Annotated in this window: 24 protein-coding genes and 1 tRNA gene; 8 read left to right on the top strand and 17 right to left on the bottom strand. The window is 66.2% G+C overall.

The window, feature by feature from the left end:
- Positions 1-13 precede the first annotated feature (13 nt).
- Positions 14-1,537: a conjugal transfer protein TraG N-terminal domain-containing protein gene (locus tag ACYAF3_RS03845; RefSeq protein WP_474727469.1), complete on the top strand. Its 1,524-nt coding sequence runs from the start codon at positions 14-16 to the stop codon at positions 1,535-1,537.
- 14 nt (positions 1,538-1,551) lie between these two features.
- On the opposite strand, the gene ACYAF3_RS03840 is transcribed toward ACYAF3_RS03845, so the two are convergent.
- Genes ACYAF3_RS03840 through ACYAF3_RS03830 form a run of 3 tightly spaced genes read right to left on the bottom strand, consistent with a single transcriptional unit; the run spans position 1,552 to position 2,611 of the window.
- Positions 1,552-1,923 carry a DUF3742 family protein gene (locus ACYAF3_RS03840; RefSeq protein ID WP_474727468.1) on the bottom strand — a complete coding sequence of 124 codons (372 nt, stop codon included), beginning with the start codon at positions 1,921-1,923 and terminating at the stop codon, positions 1,552-1,554.
- Between the two features lie 56 nt (positions 1,924-1,979).
- Entirely contained in the window at positions 1,980-2,393 is a 414-nt protein-coding gene (locus ACYAF3_RS03835; RefSeq protein ID WP_474727466.1) for a putative toxin-antitoxin system toxin component, PIN family, read from the bottom strand.
- Complete coding sequence (locus ACYAF3_RS03830; protein WP_021205410.1) at positions 2,393-2,611, bottom strand: AbrB/MazE/SpoVT family DNA-binding domain-containing protein; 219 nt, start codon at positions 2,609-2,611, stop codon at positions 2,393-2,395. Before ACYAF3_RS03830 ends, ACYAF3_RS03835 begins: the two co-directional genes overlap by 1 nt.
- 331 nt (positions 2,612-2,942) lie before the next feature.
- On the opposite strand from ACYAF3_RS03830, the gene mobH reads away from it, so the two are divergent.
- Positions 2,943-4,790: a MobH family relaxase gene (gene mobH / locus ACYAF3_RS03825; protein ID WP_474727464.1), complete on the top strand. Its 1,848-nt coding sequence runs from the start codon at positions 2,943-2,945 to the stop codon at positions 4,788-4,790.
- Positions 4,791-4,813: 23 nt separating this feature from the next.
- Here mobH and ACYAF3_RS03820 read toward each other — a convergent pair whose 3' ends face one another.
- Entirely contained in the window at positions 4,814-5,113 is a 300-nt protein-coding gene (locus ACYAF3_RS03820; RefSeq protein WP_474727912.1) for a helix-turn-helix domain-containing protein, read from the bottom strand.
- Between the two features lie 104 nt (positions 5,114-5,217).
- Between ACYAF3_RS03820 and ACYAF3_RS03815 the strand changes: the two genes are divergently transcribed.
- Positions 5,218-5,841, top strand: coding sequence for a LysR family substrate-binding domain-containing protein (locus tag ACYAF3_RS03815; protein WP_474727463.1), 624 nt, complete (start codon positions 5,218-5,220; stop codon positions 5,839-5,841).
- A 27-nt stretch (positions 5,842-5,868) separates the two neighbouring features.
- Here ACYAF3_RS03815 and ACYAF3_RS03810 read toward each other — a convergent pair whose 3' ends face one another.
- The 9 genes from ACYAF3_RS03810 to ACYAF3_RS03770 all read right to left on the bottom strand — a co-directional run bounded on the left by ACYAF3_RS03810 (position 5,869) and on the right by ACYAF3_RS03770 (position 14,461).
- Positions 5,869-7,794, bottom strand: coding sequence for a tyrosine-type recombinase/integrase (locus tag ACYAF3_RS03810; RefSeq protein WP_474727461.1), 1,926 nt, complete (start codon positions 7,792-7,794; stop codon positions 5,869-5,871).
- Positions 7,795-8,033: 239 nt separating this feature from the next.
- Positions 8,034-8,107, bottom strand: a tRNA-Gly gene (locus tag ACYAF3_RS03805).
- A 130-nt stretch (positions 8,108-8,237) separates the two neighbouring features.
- Positions 8,238-9,140: a (R)-3-hydroxydecanoyl-ACP:CoA transacylase gene (gene phaG / locus ACYAF3_RS03800; RefSeq protein ID WP_034035253.1), complete on the bottom strand. Its 903-nt coding sequence runs from the start codon at positions 9,138-9,140 to the stop codon at positions 8,238-8,240.
- A 451-nt stretch (positions 9,141-9,591) separates the two neighbouring features.
- Positions 9,592-10,329 carry a murein L,D-transpeptidase catalytic domain family protein gene (locus ACYAF3_RS03795; protein WP_003085453.1) on the bottom strand — a complete coding sequence of 246 codons (738 nt, stop codon included), beginning with the start codon at positions 10,327-10,329 and terminating at the stop codon, positions 9,592-9,594.
- A gap of 79 nt (positions 10,330-10,408) precedes the next feature.
- Entirely contained in the window at positions 10,409-11,452 is a 1,044-nt protein-coding gene (locus ACYAF3_RS03790; protein ID WP_003098363.1) for a L,D-transpeptidase, read from the bottom strand.
- A 135-nt stretch (positions 11,453-11,587) separates the two neighbouring features.
- On the bottom strand, positions 11,588-12,280 hold the full coding sequence (locus ACYAF3_RS03785) for a pseudouridine synthase (RefSeq protein ID WP_003124251.1): 693 nt from the start codon (positions 12,278-12,280) through the stop codon (positions 11,588-11,590).
- Positions 12,280-12,492, bottom strand: coding sequence for a cysteine-rich CWC family protein (locus ACYAF3_RS03780; RefSeq protein WP_023112776.1), 213 nt, complete (start codon positions 12,490-12,492; stop codon positions 12,280-12,282). The genes ACYAF3_RS03785 and ACYAF3_RS03780 overlap by 1 nt, the downstream gene beginning before the upstream one ends.
- 80 nt (positions 12,493-12,572) lie before the next feature.
- On the bottom strand, positions 12,573-13,388 hold the full coding sequence (locus ACYAF3_RS03775; RefSeq protein WP_003098357.1) for a DUF4824 family protein: 816 nt from the start codon (positions 13,386-13,388) through the stop codon (positions 12,573-12,575).
- Positions 13,385-14,461 carry a DUF2157 domain-containing protein gene (locus tag ACYAF3_RS03770; RefSeq protein WP_003098356.1) on the bottom strand — a complete coding sequence of 359 codons (1,077 nt, stop codon included), beginning with the start codon at positions 14,459-14,461 and terminating at the stop codon, positions 13,385-13,387. Before ACYAF3_RS03770 ends, ACYAF3_RS03775 begins: the two co-directional genes overlap by 4 nt.
- A gap of 232 nt (positions 14,462-14,693) precedes the next feature.
- On the opposite strand from ACYAF3_RS03770, the gene ACYAF3_RS03765 reads away from it, so the two are divergent.
- The 4 genes from ACYAF3_RS03765 to ACYAF3_RS03750 all read left to right on the top strand — a co-directional run bounded on the left by ACYAF3_RS03765 (position 14,694) and on the right by ACYAF3_RS03750 (position 16,097).
- Complete coding sequence (locus ACYAF3_RS03765) at positions 14,694-14,873, top strand: hypothetical protein (RefSeq protein ID WP_003098355.1); 180 nt, start codon at positions 14,694-14,696, stop codon at positions 14,871-14,873.
- A 95-nt stretch (positions 14,874-14,968) separates the two neighbouring features.
- The gene (locus tag ACYAF3_RS03760) at positions 14,969-15,424 is read left to right on the top strand and encodes a hypothetical protein (protein WP_003114164.1); all 456 of its coding nucleotides are present in this window, start codon (positions 14,969-14,971) and stop codon (positions 15,422-15,424) included.
- Between the two features lie 116 nt (positions 15,425-15,540).
- Positions 15,541-15,786, top strand: coding sequence for a DUF1145 domain-containing protein (locus ACYAF3_RS03755; protein WP_003085479.1), 246 nt, complete (start codon positions 15,541-15,543; stop codon positions 15,784-15,786).
- 122 nt (positions 15,787-15,908) lie between these two features.
- Positions 15,909-16,097, top strand: a complete 189-nt coding sequence (locus ACYAF3_RS03750; RefSeq protein WP_003098351.1) for a hypothetical protein — start codon at positions 15,909-15,911, stop codon at positions 16,095-16,097.
- A 3-nt stretch (positions 16,098-16,100) separates the two neighbouring features.
- Here ACYAF3_RS03750 and ACYAF3_RS03745 read toward each other — a convergent pair whose 3' ends face one another.
- Positions 16,101-17,015: a LysR family transcriptional regulator gene (locus ACYAF3_RS03745; protein ID WP_003116515.1), complete on the bottom strand. Its 915-nt coding sequence runs from the start codon at positions 17,013-17,015 to the stop codon at positions 16,101-16,103.
- A 102-nt stretch (positions 17,016-17,117) separates the two neighbouring features.
- Here ACYAF3_RS03745 and ACYAF3_RS03740 point away from each other — a divergent pair, with 102 nt between their 5' ends.
- Positions 17,118-19,094, top strand: a complete 1,977-nt coding sequence (locus ACYAF3_RS03740) for an alkyl/aryl-sulfatase (RefSeq protein WP_105579221.1) — start codon at positions 17,118-17,120, stop codon at positions 19,092-19,094.
- A 34-nt stretch (positions 19,095-19,128) separates the two neighbouring features.
- On the opposite strand, the gene ACYAF3_RS03735 is transcribed toward ACYAF3_RS03740, so the two are convergent.
- From ACYAF3_RS03735 to mmsB, 3 genes are all read right to left on the bottom strand, one after another.
- Positions 19,129-19,770 carry an NAD(P)-dependent oxidoreductase gene (locus ACYAF3_RS03735; RefSeq protein ID WP_031756374.1) on the bottom strand — a complete coding sequence of 214 codons (642 nt, stop codon included), beginning with the start codon at positions 19,768-19,770 and terminating at the stop codon, positions 19,129-19,131.
- 115 nt (positions 19,771-19,885) lie between these two features.
- Positions 19,886-20,530, bottom strand: coding sequence for a potassium channel family protein (locus ACYAF3_RS03730; RefSeq protein WP_003085490.1), 645 nt, complete (start codon positions 20,528-20,530; stop codon positions 19,886-19,888).
- A 56-nt stretch (positions 20,531-20,586) separates the two neighbouring features.
- Positions 20,587-21,483 carry a 3-hydroxyisobutyrate dehydrogenase gene (gene mmsB / locus ACYAF3_RS03725; protein WP_023105527.1) on the bottom strand — a complete coding sequence of 299 codons (897 nt, stop codon included), beginning with the start codon at positions 21,481-21,483 and terminating at the stop codon, positions 20,587-20,589.
- Between the last annotated feature and the right edge of the window lie 41 nt (positions 21,484-21,524).

The raw sequence follows: 21,524 nt of genomic DNA, 5'->3' as shown, positions 1-21,524 counted from the left end.
CGCGGGGTTCGCAATGACGCTGTACACGACCGACTACCTGGAGTACTACCTGACGCTGGTGTCCTGGGTGGTCCACAACGGCATCTGGTCGGTGCTGGTCGCCAGCGGCATGTTCGCCGTCCCGTTCCTGGCGATCGTCATCCAGGAATGGCTGAAGGCCCGCGCGGAAGGCGCGGACGAAGGCAACAAGGGCGTGCTGTCCTCGGCTCGCATCGAGAACCGCGTCTTCGTCGCCATCGTGGTGATCATGTTCGCGGGCATCCCCTTCATCGACGTCGATTTCAACACCATCAAGTACGACCGTTCGCGTTCGACCCAATGCCAAGTAAATGTCCCAGAGCCGACCGATACGGGCTGGTCGCAATCGTTCAGCACGATCAACAACCAGTCGGCCAAGGTGCCGGTGTGGTGGTTCGCCATGCACGCGATCTCGCGCGCGATCACCGGTGCTTCGGTCGCGGCCATTCCCTGCGGCACCGACCTGCGGCAGATCCGCATGGATATCGACGCGACCCGCATCGACGACCCGGTGCTGGCCCAGGAGATCAGCGACTTCACCCGCGACTGCTACGGCCCCGCCCGCGCCAAGCTGTTCATGACCCGGCCCAGCCTGAGCGAGGAGCAGATGCACGACGTCACCTGGATCGGCTCCAGCTACTTCGTCGGCACCGCCGGCTTCTACGACAGCTACCGCTCCAGGACTCCGCGCGATGCCTGGCCGTTCGACGCCACGCGCGACGCCGGCCTGGCCGAGGTGCCCGGCGGGGGCGGCTACCCGACCTGCCGGCAGTGGTGGTCCGACGGCGGCCACGGCCTGCGGGCACGACTGCTGGCCCAGGTCGATCCCAACCTGCTGACGCGACTGGCCGGCTGGGCGGGCTTCCTGAGCCAGGCCGAGGTCAACGACGCGGTGATCCGCGCCGTCGCGAGCCCTCGGCAACAGAAGCTCAACCGGGGGGCGGTCTACACGGACTACGGTGGCCAGATCGACATGACGCTGCCCAACATCGTCACCCGCGCCGCCAGCGACGTGGGGCTGACCGTCGGATCACTGGGCTATTTCCCGGCGATGGACGTGGTGCGGCAGGCGCTGCCGATGGTGCTGTCCCTGCTCAAGATGGCGCTGGTCATCTGCATCCCGCTGGTGCTGCTGATCGGCACCTATGACCTCAAGACCGTGGTCACGGTGAGCGTGGTGCAGTTCGCGCTGTTCTTCACCGAATTCTGGTTTCAGCTCGCCCGCTGGATCGACTCGACGATCCTCGATGCGCTCTACGGCTGGGGGTGGGGCTGGAACCGGCCGCACACGAACTTCGATCCACTGGTGGGCCTCAACAACACCTTCGGAGACATGCTGCTGAACTTCGTGATGGCCACGATGTTTTTGATCTTGCCCACGTTCTGGGTGGCGGCATTGGCCTGGGGTGGTATCCGTGCAGGCAACGTGCTTCAAGGATTGAGTACTGGCACGCGGGATGCCGGACAAGCCGGTGGCAGGGGCGGCGGCTTGATGATCGGTGCGGCCAAGCAGAAATAGCTCCAACCGCCGGTTCAATCGTCTTCGAATCGTGGATCTGGGTCATCGCTGTAGTTGATGGGGTCGTAGGCAAGGCTTTCGCGATGATCCAGCTCTTCGGCCTTGCGTCCGAGGAAATCATCGTCACCTTGCGGCGATTGCTCCGCCATCCTGGCTGCCACAGCGAGAGCGACCAGCAACAGCGCCGCCCAGACCGCAACGTACAGCAACACCCCGAGGGTCGCCAGCTTGACCACCCAGATCAGCACCCTTGCACCGCCTGCCGGCAGTCCCTGCGCCATCAGCCACTGATGCACCCGACGCTCCGCGCGCAGGCAACCGCCCCATACACCGCCCAGCCAGCGGCCGAGTCGCGCTGCGGTGGTCATGCGTGCGGTGTGCTTCATGGTTGGCTACCTCATGGTCGTTCCACGGTCGTTGGGCAAGGCCGTGCCGGTTTCCTTCATGCCTGCCGCGCCGCGAATGCTTCGGCGGTCATGATCAAGCCGGGAAAGTCCTCTCGCATGGCGAGAATGTCCGCATCCCCCGTGATCAACGCATCCGCCTTGCCGACATGCGCGAGCACCAGGAACACCTGATCCTTCTCGTCGCGGCATGCCGGCAGGTCTGGCCATGGCATCGGCAGTTCCACCACATCGGCGTAAGGCAGAAAGTCCGCCAGCAACTCCTGCTGTTCCAAGGTCGACAGCTTGAACTTGGGATAGGCCAGGACGCGCAGGAGTTCACTGGCCGTCTCCCGGCAGACCAGCGGCTGCAACTGCTGGTGCTGCCAGGCGTGGCGTATCCAGGCCAGGCGTCCGGCACTGAAGATCAGCGCCGACAGCACGATGTTGGTGTCGAGGACGACCCTTCGCATCACTGCCGTGCCCAGGCCACGGCATCCTCGACGTCCTGCTCGGTGATCCCGAGTTGCTCCAGCTTCTCGCGCACGGCCTGGGCTTTCTGGACCCGCACGGGGGTCAGGACGATCCGACCGCCCTCGACGGTTACGTCGAAGTACTCCGCCGCATCCACGCCGGACACGGCCGCCTTGGGCAGCGTGATCTGATTTTTCGAAGTGAGCTTGGCAAGCATGGGAGGCCTCCGTAAGTTTCAAATGAAATCTTACTTCCTTACTTCATTCTCGACAAGCATGCCTTCGGGCGCAGGGGTTTCAGGGCCTGCTGCGCTTTCAGCGCCGGTTGAAACGGCCTGATCCCGTGAAAACACAGTGCCTGTTCCGCCCGATCCTGGAGCGCACCGGCTCCGCATTGATTGCGGCACACGAAGCCGACTGCCCCTATATCAAAGGGCTTGTCGAAGGCCAAAGGGCTGGGGATGGAGCAAGGGAATGGCCTCAAGGGGAAAGGCCCTACCCGAAAAGGCCAAAAGGCTCCTCCGGCCAGCCCATCACCAGGATGTCGCCATGCTTTCGCTGTTCCAGCGCAAACGGGTGCCGCTGGCCACCGCCGCCGCGCCACCTCCTGTCGAGCCTGCCAAAGGGCTGACGCCACCGCAGTCGGCCACATCGCTGCTGGCGGAGCCGCGCCGGCAGCGGCTGCTGGAACACATCTGGCAGCGCACCTCGCTGTCGCGTCGGCAGTTCCGCTCGCTGTACCTCGTGCCGCTGGAGCGCTACGCCGAACTGGTCCAGCAGTTCCCGGCCTCGGAGGCGCATCACCATGCCTGGCCGGGCGGCATGCTGGACCACGGCCTGGAGATCGTGGCCTACGCGCTCAAGCTGAGGCAGTCCCACTTGCTTCCGGCCGGCGCCTCGCCCGAGGCCCAGGCCGCGCAAGCCGAGGCCTGGACCGCCGGGACCGCCTACGCCGCGCTGCTGCACGACATCGGCAAGATCGCCGTCGACCTGCACGTCGAGCAGGCCGATGGCGTGGTCTGGCACCCCTGGCACGGGCCGCTGCGGCAGCCGTACCGCTTTCGTTACCGGGCGGATCGCGAGTACCGGCTGCATGGCGCCGCCACGGGACTGCTCTACACCCGTGTGCTCGATGCCTGCATCCTCGACTGGCTGAGCGACTACCAGGACCTGTGGTCGGCGCTGCTGTACGTTCTGGCGGGCCAGTACGAGCATGCCGGCACGCTGGGCGAGCTGGTCGTCAAGGCCGACCAGGCATCGGTGGCCCTGGCGCTCGGCGGTGATCCGGCCAGGGCGATGGCGGCGCCCAAGCATGCGTTGCAGCGCAAGCTGCTGGATGGCCTGCGCTACCTGCTGCGCGAGGAATTCAAGCTGAACCAGCCCGGCGGCCCGTCGGATGGATGGCTGACCCCGGAGGCACTCTGGCTCGTCAGCAAGACGGTCAGCGACAAGCTGCGCGCGCATCTCCTGTCGCAGGGCATCGAAGGCATTCCATCGAACAACACCGCCGTCTTCACGGTGCTCCAGGACCATGGCATCGTGCAGCCCGCCCCGGATGGGAAGGCGATCTGGCGGGCGACCGTCACGAGCGGCACCGGCTGGTCCCACAGCTTTACCTTCCTGCGCCTGTCGCCGGCCTTGATTTGGGAGTCGGGCGAGCGTCCCGCACCGTTCGCCGGCACGGTCACGACGGAAGAGGCCCTCCCTGGCGATGAGGCAGCGCCGCCGGCCTCCGCCGGCATCCCGGCCACCTCACCGCCCTCTGGGGTGGCGGATTCCCCGGCCGGGATCGCGGACCCGGTCTCCGATCTGCTGACGATGCTCGATGCGTCCGACGCAGTCACCACCAGTACATCGTCCGCCAGCGCGGAACCCCCATCACCATCCACCGCCGCACCTGCGGCAGTGACCCATTTGGCGCCGACCAGTCCTGCCACCATGCCGGCTCCCGCGAGGGCTACGCCGTCCGGGGAAGATTTCATCGCCTGGCTCAAGCACGGCATCGAATCGCGCAAGCTCATCATCAACGATGCGAAGGCATTGGTGCATACCGTCGATGGCACGGCGTACTTGGTCAGCCCCGGCGTTTTCCAGCGCTACGTGCAGGAACATCCGGAGATCCAGGTGCTGGCCCGGCAGGACGATCTGCACGACTGGCAATGGGTGCAGAAGCGCTTCGAGAAGCTGGGGCTGCACCGTAAACAGGACAGCGGCCTGAACATCTGGACCTGCGAAGTTACCGGACCGCGCAAGTCGCGGCGGTTGCACGGCTATCTGTTGATGGCGCCTTCGGGATTGTTCGCGGAAGTCCCGCCGGACAACCCCTACCTGTCCTTGGCGCGGAATTCAGCGCCCCCGGGCACAACGCATGGCACCTGCCTGCGACCAGATGACTGACCGGCCAAGCCCGCGTTGTCGGGCTATTCGGTGGTGTCCTGTTCCTCGGACAGTTGCGATTCGGTTGCGGCCATCAGTGCTGCGGCCGAGCAACCCAGCCCCTTCGCGATCCGCAGGATCAACACCAGCGTGGGCATGTGCTCGCCGCGCTCGATCTTGCCCATGTGCGACCGGGCGATGCCCGCCTGTTCCGCCAACACCTCCTGCGCCAGCCCCTGCGCGGACCGTGCCTCGCGCACGGCAACGCCGAAAGCGCGCGCTGGCTCGCTTTCATAGGTTCTTGTTCCCGCAGGTCTCCCGCGTTGCACCGATCGCTTCTGCATCAACAGAAGCGTCACGTTTCAAGCGAATTTAAACCACGTTAAACTTATCTCATTGACCGACAGCACGCGGTTTTTTCCAGTGTCGGCGTTGTGCGGGTGACACGATGATCGCTTCCGATCCTTTGAACATTGCCCTGTCGGACTGCCTAGCCTATCCCAGGTTGTCGGTACCGATGGCGGAACACCGTCGGCGCTATCCGGACAACCCGATTCGTCTTCACGAAGAGCGCCTAGAGGATCAGCATCGAGGACTGCTTGCGGGGGCTTTCGAGGCAGGCCTCTGCCAATCGCCCGCAGCACCTGAAGGCATCGAAGTCCGACCCGTCTGGCGCGACGCGCTAGCATTGGCCGTGTCGGCCCATCACCCCTTGCTGGCCTTCGCGTCAGTGTCCCTGGAGCAAGCGGCCGACCACCCTTGGATCGCCCTGGATGGGCGCGACTGTGCCGGCTACTGTGGGCAAATCGACTCACTGCTGACGGTGGCCGGCGTCGTCCCCTCGGCCGTCACGACGGTCACATCGTTCGGGTTGATGATGACCTTGGTGGCCGCCGGCTACGGTGTCTGCCTAGCACCCGCCGCCCGCATCGAGGGCCATCGTGCCCTTGGCGTTGTCCAGCGTCCCTTGCAAGAGGGAGCACTGATGCTCACCACGTACTTCCTGAGCCGTCGAAATACGGACAGCACCCGCCTGGAGCCGTTCTTCCAAGCGCTCCAGGCAAGCGCCTGACCGAACTTCGGCGCGACCCTGGCTCGATCAGTCTCCGGGCATCACTTCGGCGGCATCGGCAGCGACGGCTTCGCGCACCAGCCGCTGCACGCTTTGCCGGACCTGCTCAGGGAACTCGGTCGTCACGACTGGCTCGCTCGCCTGCATGCACTGTGCGGCCACCAGCCGGGCGGCAAGGTGCAGGTTCGTTGGGTTGACAGCTTCGACGGCCGGCCGTGTCCCGAGAGCCTCGTACGAGCGCAGGAGTGCGTGGTAGATGTCCCAGGTGTCGATGCCCCGTGGCAGTTGCTTCAGGACGGACTGGACCAGCCTGCGCTTGAGCGGATCGAGCTGCCAGTCTGGCACGCGCTGCCCGCGATGCCCCATGTGGATCGACAGCAGGTTACCGGCCTGGATCTCGTAGGTGATCCAGCGGCGCGACTTGCCCGCGAGCTTGGCGTAGTCCGCCACCGAGAGGTTGTGTGGCGCCTCGAAGGTCTCCAGCACCTGCAGGCGTTCGCGCTGCGCCTCCGACAGACGCGGCCGCGCGTACTCGGGCATGCGCACAGCCGACAGCCGCTGCACCGATGCCGGCGCTTCGGGTTGGTTGGACGTCGGCGCGGTCACGATCAGCTGCGGCGCGGTGAGGTCGACCACCGGCGGCTGCACGGCCGCCTGGCCGGCGATGGTCGGCAGGCCCTGGAGCGTGATGGTCAGATGCCGGCTGGCTACCTCGACCTGGTTCTGCTCGAACAGGTCCAGGCGATCAGCCCAGTCCTGCATCATGACGCGGCGTTGCTCGACGTATTCGGCATGGTTGTAGGTCGCGCTGATCTTGTCTGGATCGGCATGCGATAGCTGGGCATCCACCCATTTCTTCGGGTAGCCGAGTTCGTTCAGCGCCGTCGAGATCGTCGCCCGGATGCCATGCCCCGTGAGCTGGTCCTCGTAGCCCATGCGCTTGAGCGCGGCGTTGAGCGTGTTCTCGCTGATCGGGTTCTTCAGGCACCAGTCGCCTGGGATGAGATGGACCTGGGCAGGCTTGCATTGGTCCAACAGGTGGCGAACGATCTCCTGCGCCTGGACCGACAGCGGCACGATGTAGGGCGGGATGTCGATGAGACGCTTGCGCTTCTTCTTCGTCAGCAGCTTGCGCTGCTTGAGCCTGGCCACCGGGATGACCCACAGGCCCCGGTCGAGGTCGAACTGATCGGGCGTGGCGAAACGAAGCTCGCCGGTGCGCACACCAGTGAGCATCAGCAGCCGGATGCCCAACTGCGTGTTCAGGCGCCCGCGGTACTTGCGCAGTGTCTGCAGCATGACCGGCAGCTCGTGCATGCGCAGGAACGGGTTGTGTTCGACAGGCGGCAACGGCAGCGCGACCACTTCCAGATCCCTGGACGGGTTATCGCCCATGTTGGGAATCGCCACCGTGGCGTAGGTGAACAACTGGGTGAACCAGGTCCTCAGCTTCTCGGCCACGGACAGCGAGCCGCGCTTTTCCACCTTGCCGATGATGTCCAGCAGGTGTGCGCGGGTAATCTCGTAGATGGTCAGGTGCCGCAGCGAGGGGAACACATCTTTCTTGAAGACACGCCCGATCTGTTCCAAGCTGGTCTGCCGTCCTTCCTCCAGCGAGAGCCGGCGATGGGTCAGCCATTGCTCGTAGACGGCCATGAAGGTGTGCTCGCCGGCCAGGACGATCGCGTGCCGCTTGCGCTTGCGTTCGCTATGGGGATTGACGCCCTTGGCGAGCAGCGAGCGGGCTTCATCGCGAAGCGCACGGGCGTCCTTCAGAGAGAGCGCCGGATACGTGCCGAAGGACATGCGGTCGCGCTTGCCGCCCCACGAGAAGCGGAAGTGCCACGCCTTTGCACCGGTGGCTGAAACAAAGAGGGAAAGGCCGTCTGTGTCGGCCAGGGTGTAGGGTTTGCCGGTCGCCTTGGCTTGGCGAACCGTGAGGTCCGAAAGCATGATCCCAACTCCTTGAAAGCGAGTTGAGTGCCATGTTTCCCATCGAGCCCCGGCTCCCCCAGCAACAATGCGGAATCGGGAAGCTCCGCATTGAGATGTACCACTTGATGTACCGGTTTTGACCGGCTGTCAGTGGATCTCGCTGGACGTCACTGGAACGGATTCTCTGGAAAAACCGAACCGTGACAATGACTTACAACACTCCATGGACGTCCTTGGAACACCATGGAAAGTTGAAGTGGAGCGGGCGAAGGGAATCGAACCCTCGTCATGAGCTTGGGAAGCTCAGGTAATGCCATTATACGACGCCCGCTCGGACGGCTTTTGCGGCCAGGGCGCCTTTTTACCAGATGCGCGGCGGCAGGTGAAGCCCGGGGCGGGGTTTTTGTTGATTTCGCTGGGTTTTTCCGCCAGGGGAGCGGGGCTCCCCGTGGCGGTGGCGGTTAGCTGGCGAGGGCGGCGAGGGGGACGCTGGCGCCGTTGGGCTGGGGGCGGTAGATCGGGTTGAGCGGCTGCGTGCGCTGCGGGCGGAGGAAGGCCAGCAGGGCGTCCTGGGTCTGTTGCCAGGCGGCCTTGTGCTCGACGTCGATGAAGTGGCCGGCATTGCGGATGGTGTGGAATTCCGCGCCGCGGATCAGTTGGCCGAACTGGCGGGCTTCGTGGGGCGTGGTGTAGATGTCCAGCTCGCCGTTCATGAACAGCACCGGGATCTCGATGCCGGCGAAGCTCTCGGTATAGCTATCGGCGTTCAGGCGCAGCACTTCGCGGATATGGAAGTGCATCTGGTGGTATTCGTGCTCGTCCAGGCTGCTGACGTGGCGGAAGTTGTAGCGCTTGAACAACTGCGGCAGGTAGCGGCCGATGGTTTCGTTGACCAAGTTGCCGACCTGGGTGCGATCGCAGGCGGCGAGGTAGTCGAGGCCGCGATGCAGGTAGTCGAGCATGGCCGGGTTGAGCTGAGGCGAGAATGAGTTGACCACCGCCTTGCGGATCCGTCCGGGACGCTGCGCCAGGGCCAGCAGGGTGGCGACGCCGCCCCACGAGAACGACATCACTACCTCGGCACGGAAGCGTTCGATCAGTTCCAGCAGGATCCTGGCCTCGCATTCCTTGCTGATCGGCGTGTGGTTTTCGTTATGGGGTTTGGACTGGCCGGCATACGGCTGGTCGTAGAGCACCACGTTGTAATGCGGCTGCAGGTACTTCACGGTCTGGGCGAAGGACGCTGTGGTCGACAGCGAGCCGTTGACCAGGATGATGGTCTGCTGCGCCGCGGGGTTGCCGTAGAACTCGGTGTGAATCCTGTATTGCCCGTGGATCTCGATGATGGCTGTTTCCGGCCTCATGTCGCTTCCTCCTGGAATCGTTCGATGGGAACGCGGCGACCTGCTTGTCGCGGCGAATACAAAATGCTCATGGGCAGATGAAAGCGCCTCCCAATGACAGTTGAATGTCATTCGGATGGATTTAATAAACTTTTGATTTTCAACGACTTACAGGCAAATAGAGAGCGTCCGAAATCCTCTCGGATTTTGGCGAAGCGGCTATTGGCCGGGCAGGAAAGGCCGGCGCCGAAGCGCGGGCAGTCACGCGGGCTTTCTTGGAAGTCGTTTGTGACTTGTCAGTCACAACGTGAGCGTCAGTTAAGCAGCCGGCGTGCCGGGCTGCAAGCCCTGTTTCGCTTTTGGATGGGGGAAGGGGGGCTGGAATCCGACGAAATGCCGCGAGGCAAGTACCGATGCTGCGATTTCGGGATGCCGGGAAGGAAAGGGACGGCGCGGCCGCCGCCCCGGCGGTTCATTTGAGCAGGCTGGCGATGACTTCCGGCGTACGCGCCGCACGTGCCACGGCGCAGCTCTGCGGGGCGAGGAAGCGCGAGGTTTCCAGCCACTTCGGCTGCGGGTAGTAGGCGAACACGTAGCTGCCGCGCTTGAGGGTGTTGATCAGCCGGGCGGCCACGGCCGGGCGTACCGCAGGGCAGCCCTGGCTGCGGCCCAGGCGACCGAGTCCGGGAACCACCCTGGGATCGGCGTAGGCAGCGGAATGCATGACGATGGCGCGTTCTTCGCTCTTGTCGTTGAAGCCCGGCTCCAGGCCAACCAGGCGCAGCGACTGACCATGCTTGCCGGTATAGAGCTGGCCGGTCTGGAACAGCCCGATCGACGACTGGTAGCTGTTCGGCCGGTTGGAGAAGGAGGTGGCAAGGTCATCGCCGCTGTTCTTGCCGTGGGTCACCCACTCTTCGAAGAGCAGCTTGCGGGCCTTCAGGTCGAATACCCAGAGACGCTTGTCGCGCGACGGCCGCGAGTAGTCGATCACCGTCAGCAGGCCGTTGTCGCCGCCTTGGCTGGCACTCGCGCAGGCATAGGCGGTAAGGGCCAGTTCGAGGGTCGGCAGGCTGGCCTGGGGAGCGAGTTTCTGCAGGTCCTTGGCGGAGGGAAGTGGCATGGCGAATACCGGCCCGCTGGCCAGTGCGCAAAGGGTGGCGCCCGCCAGGCTCAGCCTGCGCAGGGCGGCACGGAGGAAGGTTGGCATACGAGCAGTATTCCCATCGGTTCAGTGTGGTTTTTACCGGATGAGAGGCATTGTGCTCGATTTTTGAACAACTTGCCGACTACTTTTTAAGCGATTTCGTCGGATTGTTCGGTGTTTCCGTGGCGATCACCGTGAAATCGGAGTCGCTGTGGGTGTCCCGGGTCGAGGCCCAGTCGGTGATCACCAGGGTGCTGCCGACGTCCATGGCACCGAGCATTTCGCGGACGAAGGTCGGGTCCATGCGGATCTTGCCCAGTTGCTCGGAGGGTGTCAGGCCCTGTCCCGGGTTGCTCACCTGGACCACCGACCAGCGCAGGTTCGGCGAGGTCTCGCTGATTTCTTCCGGGGTCGGCTTTTCCAGCAGCGAGAACACCGCCATGCCGGTTTGCGGGCGTGCCGGCAACTGCACCGGTGCGGTGCCGATGCGCTGGCCGCCGCGATAGACATAGGCGCGCTGGTCGGCGCGGCTGATCAGCACCGACAACGGACCGCGTTCCGCGCCGGGGTCGTTCCAGGCGATTTCTCCGGGCTCCACCGGCAGCGTCACCGGTCGCCCGTCCGCTACCGTCGGTGCCAGCAGGCCGGGGTGGTCGACTTCCTTCGGCGCGCTGCTGGCGTTGGAAATGATTACCGTGGTGGAGCTGAATCCGGTGATGCCGTAGAGCTTCTTGGCGAACGCCATGGGCAGGCGGATGCAGCCGTGGGAGGCGGGATAGCCGGGCAGGTTGCCGGCGTGCAGGGCGATGCCGTCCCAGGTCAGGCGCTGCATGTAGGGCATGGGCGCGCTGTTGTAGAGGTCGGACTTGTGGTCGACGCTCTTTTGCAGGATCGAGAACACTCCGGTCGGGGTCTCCCGGCCCTTCTTGCCGGAGCTGAGGGTGCTGACCCCGATGGCGATACCGTTGCGGTAGATGTAGGCCTTCTGTTCGGTAAGGCTGACCACGATGGTCACTGGTCCCTGCGGGGAAACCTCCGGGTACCAGAGGTACTCGCCGGGCTTCATGCTCTTCAGCCGCGCCTTGATGTCGGCCGGCGGCAAAGGCGCGTTCGCTGGGCTGGCGGGCGCCGCGTGGAGGCTGCCGACGGCGAAGGCCAGCAGCAGTACGGCAAGGGATCTTTTCATTGGCGCTTTCTCTTGCTCCATGCGGGAAAGGCTGTCGCTCCGACAGATGCCATTCAGCTTAGCGCCGCTCGCGACGGCCGGCCAAACCCCTGCGGTCCGGCCTCTTTCGGTGGACAGGCGGCGGGCGGCGGGGTTTCACACCGAACAGATTTCTTCAGCATTCAGGGGGCGCCAGGCACCCGGCGGCAACTGTGGGTCGAGACAAATATCGCCCATGCGCTCGCGGTGCAGGCGCAGCACCTTGTTGTCGAAGTGGCCGAACATGCGCTTGACCTGGTGATAGCGGCCTTCGTGCAGGGTCAGGCGGGCGCAGCGTGGGCCGATCGGTTCGAGCTGCGCGGGGAGGGTGACCAGGTCTTCGAAGCGGAAGTGGAGGCCGGCGGCGAAGGCATCCACGTAGCGTTGGTCGATGGGCGCCTCGGTTTCCACGTAGTAGACCTTGTCGCGCCGGCTGCCCGGCAGGGTCAGGCGGCGCGACCACTGGCCATCGTTGGTCAGCAGCATCAGGCCGGTGGTGTTGTAGTCGAGACGACCGCCAATGTGCAGGTCGTCGCGCAGGTCTTCCGGGAACAGGTCGAGGACGGTCGGGTGTTGCGGGTCGCGGGTGGCGCTGACGCAGCCCATCGGTTTATGCAGCATGTAGTAGCGCGCCGGCTTGCCAGCCTGGAGCAGCTGCTCGTCCAGTTCCACCCGGCTGAAGACACGCACTTCGTGGGTGCCGTCGCGCACCACCTGGCCGTCCACGCGCAGGCGTCCACCGGCGATCAGCATCTGCGCGTCGCGGCGGCTGAGTTCGGGCAGGTTGGCGAGGAAGCGGTCCAGGCGCATCAGTCGTCGGCGTCGGGCGGCAATAGTTGCGCGCAGCGCGGGCAGAGGCAGGCACGGCGGCGCAGCTCGGCGGGAATCCGCTCCAGCGCGGCCGCATTGATTTCCGTGGTGAAGCACCAGCAAGCCTGGGCGGCGCTAGCGGGATCGGCCAGGGTGCAGCGGTTGGATTGCTGGCACAGCGGGCAGCGGCCGGGGTCGATTTCGCTGTTCATGGCGCGGTGGATGGCTGGCGGGTGCCCAGGGTGCAGCGCCCGGCGCGCGGATGCAAGCATCGCGCGCCGGGCGGGGCGTTTCAGCGGCGAACGGCGTTGGTGATCCAGGGCTCCAGGCGCTGGCCGAAGCTGAGGTGCAGTTCCAGCGGCGCTAGCCGGTAGTTTTGTTCGTCGACCTTGGCGAATACCGCGTGCCATTGTCGTGGCACGTTGATCGCGGCGAGGTCGGTACGGCTGATGTAGCCGCCGACCAGCGTCCTGCCTCCGTCGACCGCGGACCAGGGACGCACCCGGCCCTTGACGATGGCGTAGCGCTGGCGCTCGGGGTAGCGCTGGCGCAGGGCGGCCAGGTCGAGGCCGGCGTCGACGATGAACAGTCGGCTGGCCTCTCCCTGCTCATGCTTCAGTTGGTGGCGAGCGGCTTCCATCTGGCTGGACAGCATTTCGTCCTTGGGCAGGGCCTTGCTACGGGCGCTGGCCTCGGCCAGGCGCTCCTCGGCCAGGCGTACTTCGCGGCGATAGGCCGGGCCGTCGAGCTCCAGGACCAGCAGCACCTGTTTTTCCTGTTGGCGGCGGTAGCGCCGTACGCTCTCTTCGTCGAGCGCGTCCGGGATGCTGAAACCGAGGGCGCGCATCTGCTCGGGCGGCAGCGGGGGAGCGAGGTCACTGGGCGGCTCGCTGCTCGGCGAGCGAAGCTCCAGGCGCAGTTCGACGCCACTGTTCTCTTCGCTCCAGAAACCGTAGGACCAGTTGCGCTGGAGCTCGCGCTGGCTGAGCACCAGCTTGCTTTCGGCCTCGCCGGACCGGTTCCAGGCGACGCCACCGAGGGCGGCCAGGTTCGCCGCCAGCAGCAGGAGGCTGCCGGCGATCAGGGCGTTGCGACGGTTGCGATTCATGCGTCAGTCCTCGCGGCGATGCCCAGGGGCGTGCGCAGGCGGCGCAGGACCAGCAGGATCAGCAGGGCGCTGAGGCCGAGCACCAGGAAGAACAGGTACTTCGGCATCGCTTCCCACCACCAGTCGAAGAACTTGGTGTAGAGGAAGATGACGAAGAAGGTGATCCCGGTATTGCTCACGTCCGCCCAGTTGCGTCGCGCGCCGAGCCAGATCACAAGGGCGGCGGCGACGAAGCCGGCGACCTGGTAGAGCCCCTCGATGAGCGCCGACGGTAACGCCAGGTAGCTGCCTGAGCCCCAGTTGGCCAGCACCAGCATCGGCAGGAACAGGCCGAGCAGGGCGAACACCCGGTAGATCACGGCGAAGCCGCTGAAGTTGCGCTGCTCGAAGCACAGCGGCACGGCGAAGATCAGCGCGGCGGCGGGGAAGAAGTTCTCCGGTCGCTCGCCTACGCTCAGCCAGTAGCCGCCGCCCCAGGTGCCGACGCGCGCGGCGATGAAACCCATCACGCAGAGGATCGCCGCCGCCAGCAGCAGGCGGGCGTTGCACAGGTAGGCCAGGAGCAGGGCGTAGAGCGCCCAGGGCACCAGCGCCAGGTCGCTGGGGGTGACGTTGAATATCTGCCCGAGCATGGTCAGGTCGAGGACGAAGCAGGCGAACGCGACCATCGCCGCCAGCTTGCTGAAGTAGCCCGAGGCGTCCTTGGCCTGGACCCAGAGCGTGGCGAAGAACGCGGCGAAGGCGCTGCCGATCAGGATCGCCACCTGGGCGACGGTGGGGAACAGGCCCCAGAAGCGATAGAACAGCAGGAACACGCTGGCGGCGAAGGCCAGGGCGCCGAAGAACGAGGCTACCCGCATGCCCAGCGAAAGTTGCTGGCTGCGCAGGTCGTGGTCGATGTCGAAACGGTCGCGGTAGCTGTCCAGCAGGGCCAGGTGATAGTCGGCGAGTTGCCGGGCCTGGGCCGGTTCGAGGCGGAACGCCTGCTCCTGGTCGAGGCGTTGCAGCTCGCGCTGGAACACCAGGATGTCGTTGGCGCGCTGCTGTGCCTGGGCGCGGTCGATGGGTTGCATGCATGCTCCTTGAGCGGTTCCGGCGGGGCCGGCAGTCCTTGGTCCGCGCACTCTACCGAGAAACGCCGGCTGCGGTCACGTTCTGGAGGCCCGTGTCGTTGGTCGGATTCAGGGAATTTCCGTTTTTTCCTTCGGTCTCTATTGCAGCCGGGTTGCAACCGCCGCAACCGGCTTCCCGCTCCATCGGGATCTTGTCCAGGCGTGGTTCGGCTGCGTTCTGCGATGAAGGAGAATGCTGATGGTCATGCGATTGTTCGGGCTGCTACTGGCGGCCTTCCTGATGAGCGGTTGCAGCGTTCGGGTGCCGGGCGCCTACGTCGAACTGGATCCGTTCGACGATGGCTACTACGGCTACGATCGCGGCGGCCCGCCCCATTGTCCTCCGGGCCACGCCAAGAAAGGCTGGTGCTGAGCCCACTTCCATTTCCCGAGTCTTCACGTCGTATGCGCGCCTCGCGGCGTCGCCGGTCGTCCGGCCGGTCGGCAGCGGGGCCGCAGGAGGCTGCCATGTGGCGCACATTCCTGAGAGTCCCGCTTCTTCTGCTTCTCGCCAGCCTGGGTGGCTGCGCGGTGTATGACTACGACTACGATGACGGCGATTGGCGCCACTATCGCGGCCAGCCCTACGGCTACGCCTACGAAGTGCCGCGCTATCGCGTGTATGACGATGGCTGGCGCAGCGAACGGCGCTACTACTCGACGCGCTACTACGACCAACGCTACTACCCGGCGCCACGCCGCTACGATGGCCACCGCGACTACCGGCGCGAGCAATATCGCTACCAGCAGCGCTACCACGAATCGCGCCCGGCCCATCGTGGCGAGCGGCATCCGGGCAACTGGCAGCGCGGCGGCCAGCCGCAATGGCGCGGGCATTCTCCGCAACGCTGGCAACAACACGGTCGGCAGGATCGTCCGGGACACCAGGGCCAGCAGGGCGGGACACCTCGCTGGCGCAACTGAGGTGCGCAAGGAAAGGCGGCGCCTGCGGGCGCCGTCGTGCTTTCCAGTCGAAAGTGCGGACCCTCTTGGCGCATTTGCTCGGCACACTCTGCCGATACCGAAACGAGGAGGTTCCCATGAGTCATTTTCTGTCGTTCGCCAAGGGCGCCCTGGCGATGTTCTGGCTCGTCGCGCTGGTCAACCTGGCCTACCCGCTGGGCGAGTTGCATCGACCGATCCTGCTGTTGTCCGGCGTGCTGGTGCTGGTCCATGCCGCCGAGATCCTGCTGCTCAACGGGCGTCTCAAGGCGCGCCCGGCACCTTGGCTGGAGCGCCTCCAGGTGCTGCTGTTCGGCGTCCTGCACCTGCGTAGCCTCGGCTGATTTACCCAGGCTTTACTCTCGCCGCGGGCACCGCCCGCGCGCCGCGCAGTCCGATGTGCAGGTTCCGGAACAGGCAATCCTCCCGCATCCGCAGGAGAGGCCGGAACCGCACAGGAGGCGCCATGCGTCGTTTGCTTTCCCTGCTGATCCTCGTCCTGCCGCTGTCGGCCTGCGTGGTCTACGACCGCAACGACCACCGGCATCGTCCCGACTACCGCTACGAGCGCTATCACGACCGCGACCGTGACAACCGCGGGCGCGACTGGAACCGTTCCTGGCAGGAGCGCCGCGACGACGCTCGCTGGCGCTGATCCTCAGGTGGCGGCGAAGCGCCGGTCCTGTTCCAGCACCCGCTCGACGAACACTGCCGCGGCCGGCGACAGGCTGCGGCCGGCGCGGCTGACCAGACCGTAGGCGGAGCCCTTGGCGCGGGCGGGCTCGGCGCCGGCGGGCCAGGGCAGCAGCGCCAGACGGCCGGCCTCGACGTCGGCGGCAACCACGTCCCAGGGCGCCAGGCTGATCAGCTCGCTGGAGCCGACCAGGCCCTTGAGCATCAGCACGTCGTCGCACTGTATGCCGAGCGGTTCTTCGCGTTGCAGCAGGCGCGCCAGGTCGCCGCGGACTGCCTCGGGCAGGCGCGGGCCGGCCAGCGGGTAGTCGGCCAGTTGCTCGGCGCTCGGCCTCACCAGACGCAGCAACGGATGGCCGGGGCGGCAGAAGAGTACGCCGGGATACTCGCGTAGCGGGTGGATGCGCAACTGCGGATCGCCTTGCAGCTCGCGGATATCGGCGACGAAGAGTTCGACGGCGTCATCCAGCAGGCGCTGGCGTAGGGTCTGCCAGTCTTCGATGAGCAGTACGACGCGCACGCGTGGGTGGGCGCTGGAGAAACCGGCCAGTGCCTCGGGCAACAGCCGTGCGGCGGGGAAGGGACCGCCGCCCAGGCGTAGCTCGCCGCTGTCGAGATTGGCCAACTGGCTCACCGCGTTGTGCAGTGCGCGATGCCCGGCCAGCAGGCGCCGAGCGTGTTCCAGCACCAGCCGGCCGTGGGCCGTGAGGGCCACGCCGCGGCTGCCGCGCTCCACCAGGGTGCAACCCAACTGTCCCTCCAGCGCCTGGATGCTGCGTGACAGCGCCGGCTGGCTGAGATTCACCGCTTCGGCGGCGCGGGCATAGTGGCCGTGCTCGGCGAGGGCGACGAAGTGGCGGAACTGGCGTAGATCGCTCATGCGGACTCCGCATCGAATGTGGACCTGGAATGCATTGGAATTATTGCCGTGCCGCTCGGCATAGTGCCAGCCGAAGCCCACAACAATAAAACGGAGTATCCGATGAGCCGTCTGCTTGCACTCCTGGCGCTCGCCCCGCTGCTCGCCGGCGCCGCCGAAACCACCGCGCCCAAACCGCCCAGTGCCTTCACCGTCGAGGCCCAGCGGCGGGTCGAAGCGGAATTGCCCTTCGCCGACCGCGCCGACTTCGAGCGCACCGAACGCGGCCTGATCCGGCGCCCGGAGCGGTTACTCATCCGCAACCCCGACGGCAGCGTCGCCTGGCAGCTCGGTGGCTACGACTTCCTCCTCGACGGCAAGCCTCGCGACAGCATCAATCCCAGCCTGCAACGCCAGGCCCTGCTCAATCTCAAGTACGGCTTGTTCGAGGTTGCCGAGGGTATCTACCAGGTGCGCGGCTTCGACCTGGCCAACATCACCTTCATCCGCGGCGACAGCGGCTGGATCGTGGTCGACACCCTGGCCACCCCGGCCACCGCCAGGGCGGCCTACGAACTGGTCAGCCGCGAGCTGGGCGAGAGGCCGATCCGTACGGTGATCTACAGCCACGCCCACGCCGATCACTTTGGAGGCGTGCGCGGTCTGGTAGAGCCACAGCAGGTCGCCAGCGGCGCGGTGCAGATCATCGCTCCGGCCGGCTTCATGGAGGCGGCGATCAAGGAGAACGTCCTGGCCGGCAACGCCATGATGCGCCGCGCCACCTACCAGTACGGCACGCAACTGCCCAAGGGGCCGCAGGGGCAGGTCGACATGGCCATCGGCAAGGGATTGGCGCGCGGACCGCTGAGCCTGCTGGCGCCGACCCGCCTGATCGAAGGTGAGGGCGAGGACCTGGTGCTGGACGGCGTGCCGTTCACCTTCCAGAACACGCCGGGTACCGAATCGCCGGCGGAGATGAACATCTGGCTGCCGCGGCAGAAGGCCCTGCTGATGGCCGAAAACGTGGTCGGCACCCTGCACAACCTGTACACCCTGCGCGGCGCCGAGGTACGTGATGCGCTGGGCTGGAGCAAGTACATCAACCAGGCGCTGCATCGTTTCGGCAGGCAGGCCGAGGTGATGTTCGCAGTGCACAACTGGCCGCGCTGGGGCAACGCGGAGATCGTCGAGGTGCTGGAAAAGCAGCGTGACCTGTACGGCTTCCTGCACGACCAGACCCTGCACCTGGCCAACCAGGGCGTGACCATCGGCCAGGTGCACAACCGCCTGCGCCTGCCGCCCAGCCTCGACCAGGAATGGTACGACCGCGGCTACCACGGCTCGGTCAGCCATAACGCACGGGCCGTGCTGAACCGCTACCTGGGCTACTACGACGGCAACCCGGCGAGCCTCGACCCGCTCAGCCCGGAGGACTCGGCGGGCCGCTACGTGGAATACATGGGCGGCGCCGAGCGCCTGCTGGAGCAAGCGCGGGCGTCGTACGCCAGGGGCGAATACCGCTGGGTGGTCGAGGTAGTCAACAGGCTGGTCTTCGCCGAGCCGGATAACCGGGCCGCGCGCGAGCTGCAGGCCGACGCCCTGGAGCAGCTCGGCTACCAGGCGGAGAACGCCGGCTGGCGCAACAGCTACCTCAGCGCCGCCTACGAACTGCGCCACGGCGTACCGCGCGACCAGCCGACGATGAAGGCCGGCAGCGCCGATGCCCTGGCGGCGATGGACACCGGCCTGCTGTTCGACTATCTCGGCGTGCGCCTGGACGCCGGCGCTGCGGAGGGCAAGGCGCTGAGCATCAACCTGCGCCTGCCGGACATCGGTGAGAACTACCTGCTGGAACTGAAGAACTCGCACCTGAACAACCTGCGCGGCGTGCAGAGCGAGGACGCCGGGCAGACCGTGAGCATCGACCGCGCCGATCTCAACCGGCTGCTGCTCAAAGAGGTATCGGCGGTACGCCTGGTCTTCGAGGGCAAGCTGAAGAGTTCCGGCAATCCGCTGTTGCTGGGGCAACTGTTCGGCATGCTCGGCGACTTCGACTTCTGGTTCGATATCGTCACGCCGGCGGCGAAGTCCGAAGGCTGACGACGAAGGCGCCCGAGAGGGGCGCCTGGTCTTTTCAGTAGGCCACGGTGAAGCGCTGGCGATGATGACGGGGCTGCTCGGCCTCGTCGAGCATGGCTACCGCCAGGTCTTCCAGGGAAATCCGGCTCTCGCCCTTGGCGTCGAACAGAACCTGGTCGCCGCCGAGGCGGAACTTGCCGCTGCGCTGGCCGGGTTCGAGGAGCATCGCCGGGCTGAGGAACACCCAGTCCAGTCGTTGCTCGCCGCGCAGTTGGTCGAGGGCGTCGGCGGCGCCGAGGGCGCCCTGCTTCCACTGCTCGGGGAATTCCGGGCTGTCCACCAGGCGCTGGCCGGGGGCGATCTCCAGGCTCCCGGCGCCGCCGAGAACCAGCAGGCGCGGCACGCCGGAGCGTTTCACGCCGTCGAGAATGGCCTGGCTGCCGGCGGCGTGGCGGGCGCGGAGGTCGGCGCTACCCCAGCCGCCGTTGAAAGCGCTGATGACCACCTCGTGGCCTGCCACGGCGCTGGCCACCTGGGCCGGGTCGCTGACGTCCGCCTGCGCTACGCAGAGGCCGTCGCACGCCGCCAGCTTGCTCGGGTCGCGGACCAGGGCGGTCACCGCGTGGCCGCGTTGCAGGGCTTCGTTGAGGAAATAGTGGCCGACGTGGCCGGTGGCGCCGATCAGGGCGATTTTCATGCTGCACCTTCCGTTCGAGAAATGCCGCAGAGCGGCGTCGATCAGCATCATCCGCCCTGCGCTCGCCGGGATAAACCGCTGCGCGGGGGATGCACTCGTTAGCCCAGCTTAATAATCAGACCTCCTCGCTGTCGCTCATCAGGGTCAGGCTGCGGGCCACGGCGAGGGCGATGAACAGGACCCCGATCACTCCTTCGCTGCCGGCCAGCAGGCGCGCCAGCGGGTTGATCGCCTGGATGTCGCCATAGCCCACGGTGGTCAGGGTCACCAGGCTGTAGTAGACGAAGGTATCCAGGCCGAGTGCGCCATGGCTGGCGATGAAGCTGGCCGGCTGCATCTGTTCGACCATGTAGTAGGCGAGAGCGAAGGCCAGCGCCATCTGCAGGTAGAGTGCGCAGAGTCCGTAGAGCAGCTCGTGGGTCACCGGGCGCTCCTGGGTGACGCGGCGGAACAGCGCGGCGAACAGGGTCAGGTACAGCAGGATCAGGCTCAGCCCGCGCAGCAGGCCGGGCGGCAGGCTGGAATAGGGACTGCTGAAGTCCGCAGTGGTGTACAGGGCCAGGCTGAACAGGCCGAAGAAGGCCGTCAGGTAGACCAGCGGACTGCGTCTGCGCAAGGTGTTCATCCCGGCCAGCACCAGCAGCAGGAGGCTGCCGAGCACCCGTGGCTTGGTGCTCGACGGCAGGCCGAGGATCGCCGTGAACAGCACGGTGGAAAAGAACAGCAGGCGGAAACGGTAACGCAGCAGCAGGGCGTTCAAGGCGGGCTCCTCGCATCGTCGAATCGACCAGCCTGGGCGCGGACCCGCCTGCCTGTCTATTGGCCTTGGGTCGGATCGAACAATTTCTGCACCACGGAAAAGTCCCGCTCCGCATAGCCCTGCTTCAGCAGCAGACGGTACAGGCTCAGCGCCAGGCTGCCCATCGGCGTGCTGCTGGCGCTGGCCTGGGCGGCTTCCTGGGCCAGCCCGAGGTCCTTGGCCATCAACTGGGCCATGAAGCCGCCGCTGTAGTCGCGCGACGCCGGAGCGTTCTCCATAACCCCCGGCCAGGGGTTGTAGACTTCCAGCGCCCAGTTGCCACCGGAGCTGCGGCGCATGATCTCGGCCAGCACCTTCGCCTCGAGGCCGTTGGCCACGCCCAGGGCCATGGCTTCTGCGGTACCGATCATCAGCACCGCGAGGAGCTGGTTGTTGCACACCTTGGCCACCTGGCCGGCGCCGTCGGGGCCGGCATGGAAGATGTTGCGACCCATGGCCTCGAACAGCGGCCGGGCCTTCTCCAGGGCTTCGTCGTCGCCGCCGACCATGAAGGTCAGGGTGCCGGCTGCCGCGCCGGCAGTGCCGCCGGACACCGGCGCGTCGAGCATCGCCAGGCCGCGCTCGCGGGCGGCGGCGTGGACCTTGCGCGCCGAGGTCGGGGCGATGGTCGAGCATTCCAGCACCAGGGTGCCGGGGGCGATGTGCGCGAGCAGGCCATCGTCGTCGAGGTACAGGCCTTCGACGTGCTGGCTGGCCGGCAGCATGCTGATGACCACGTCGGCGCCCTGCACCGCGTCGCGGGCGCTGCGGGCGGCGCTGGCGCCGGCGGCGACCAGGCCGTCGACGGCGCTCTGCACCAGGTCGAAGACGTTCAGCAGGTAGCCGGCCTTGAGCAGGTTGGTGGCCATCGGCGCGCCCATGTGGCCGAGGCCGATGAAGGCGATCTGTTTCATGGAGCTCCTCCTGTGGCGGCCGCGAGGCCTCTTGGGGATGC

The organism is Pseudomonas sp. TZ252 (genome assembly GCF_056110345.1).
The sequence above is the reverse complement of the archived record's forward strand: the minus strand, read 5'-3'. Positions and strand labels throughout refer to the sequence as shown.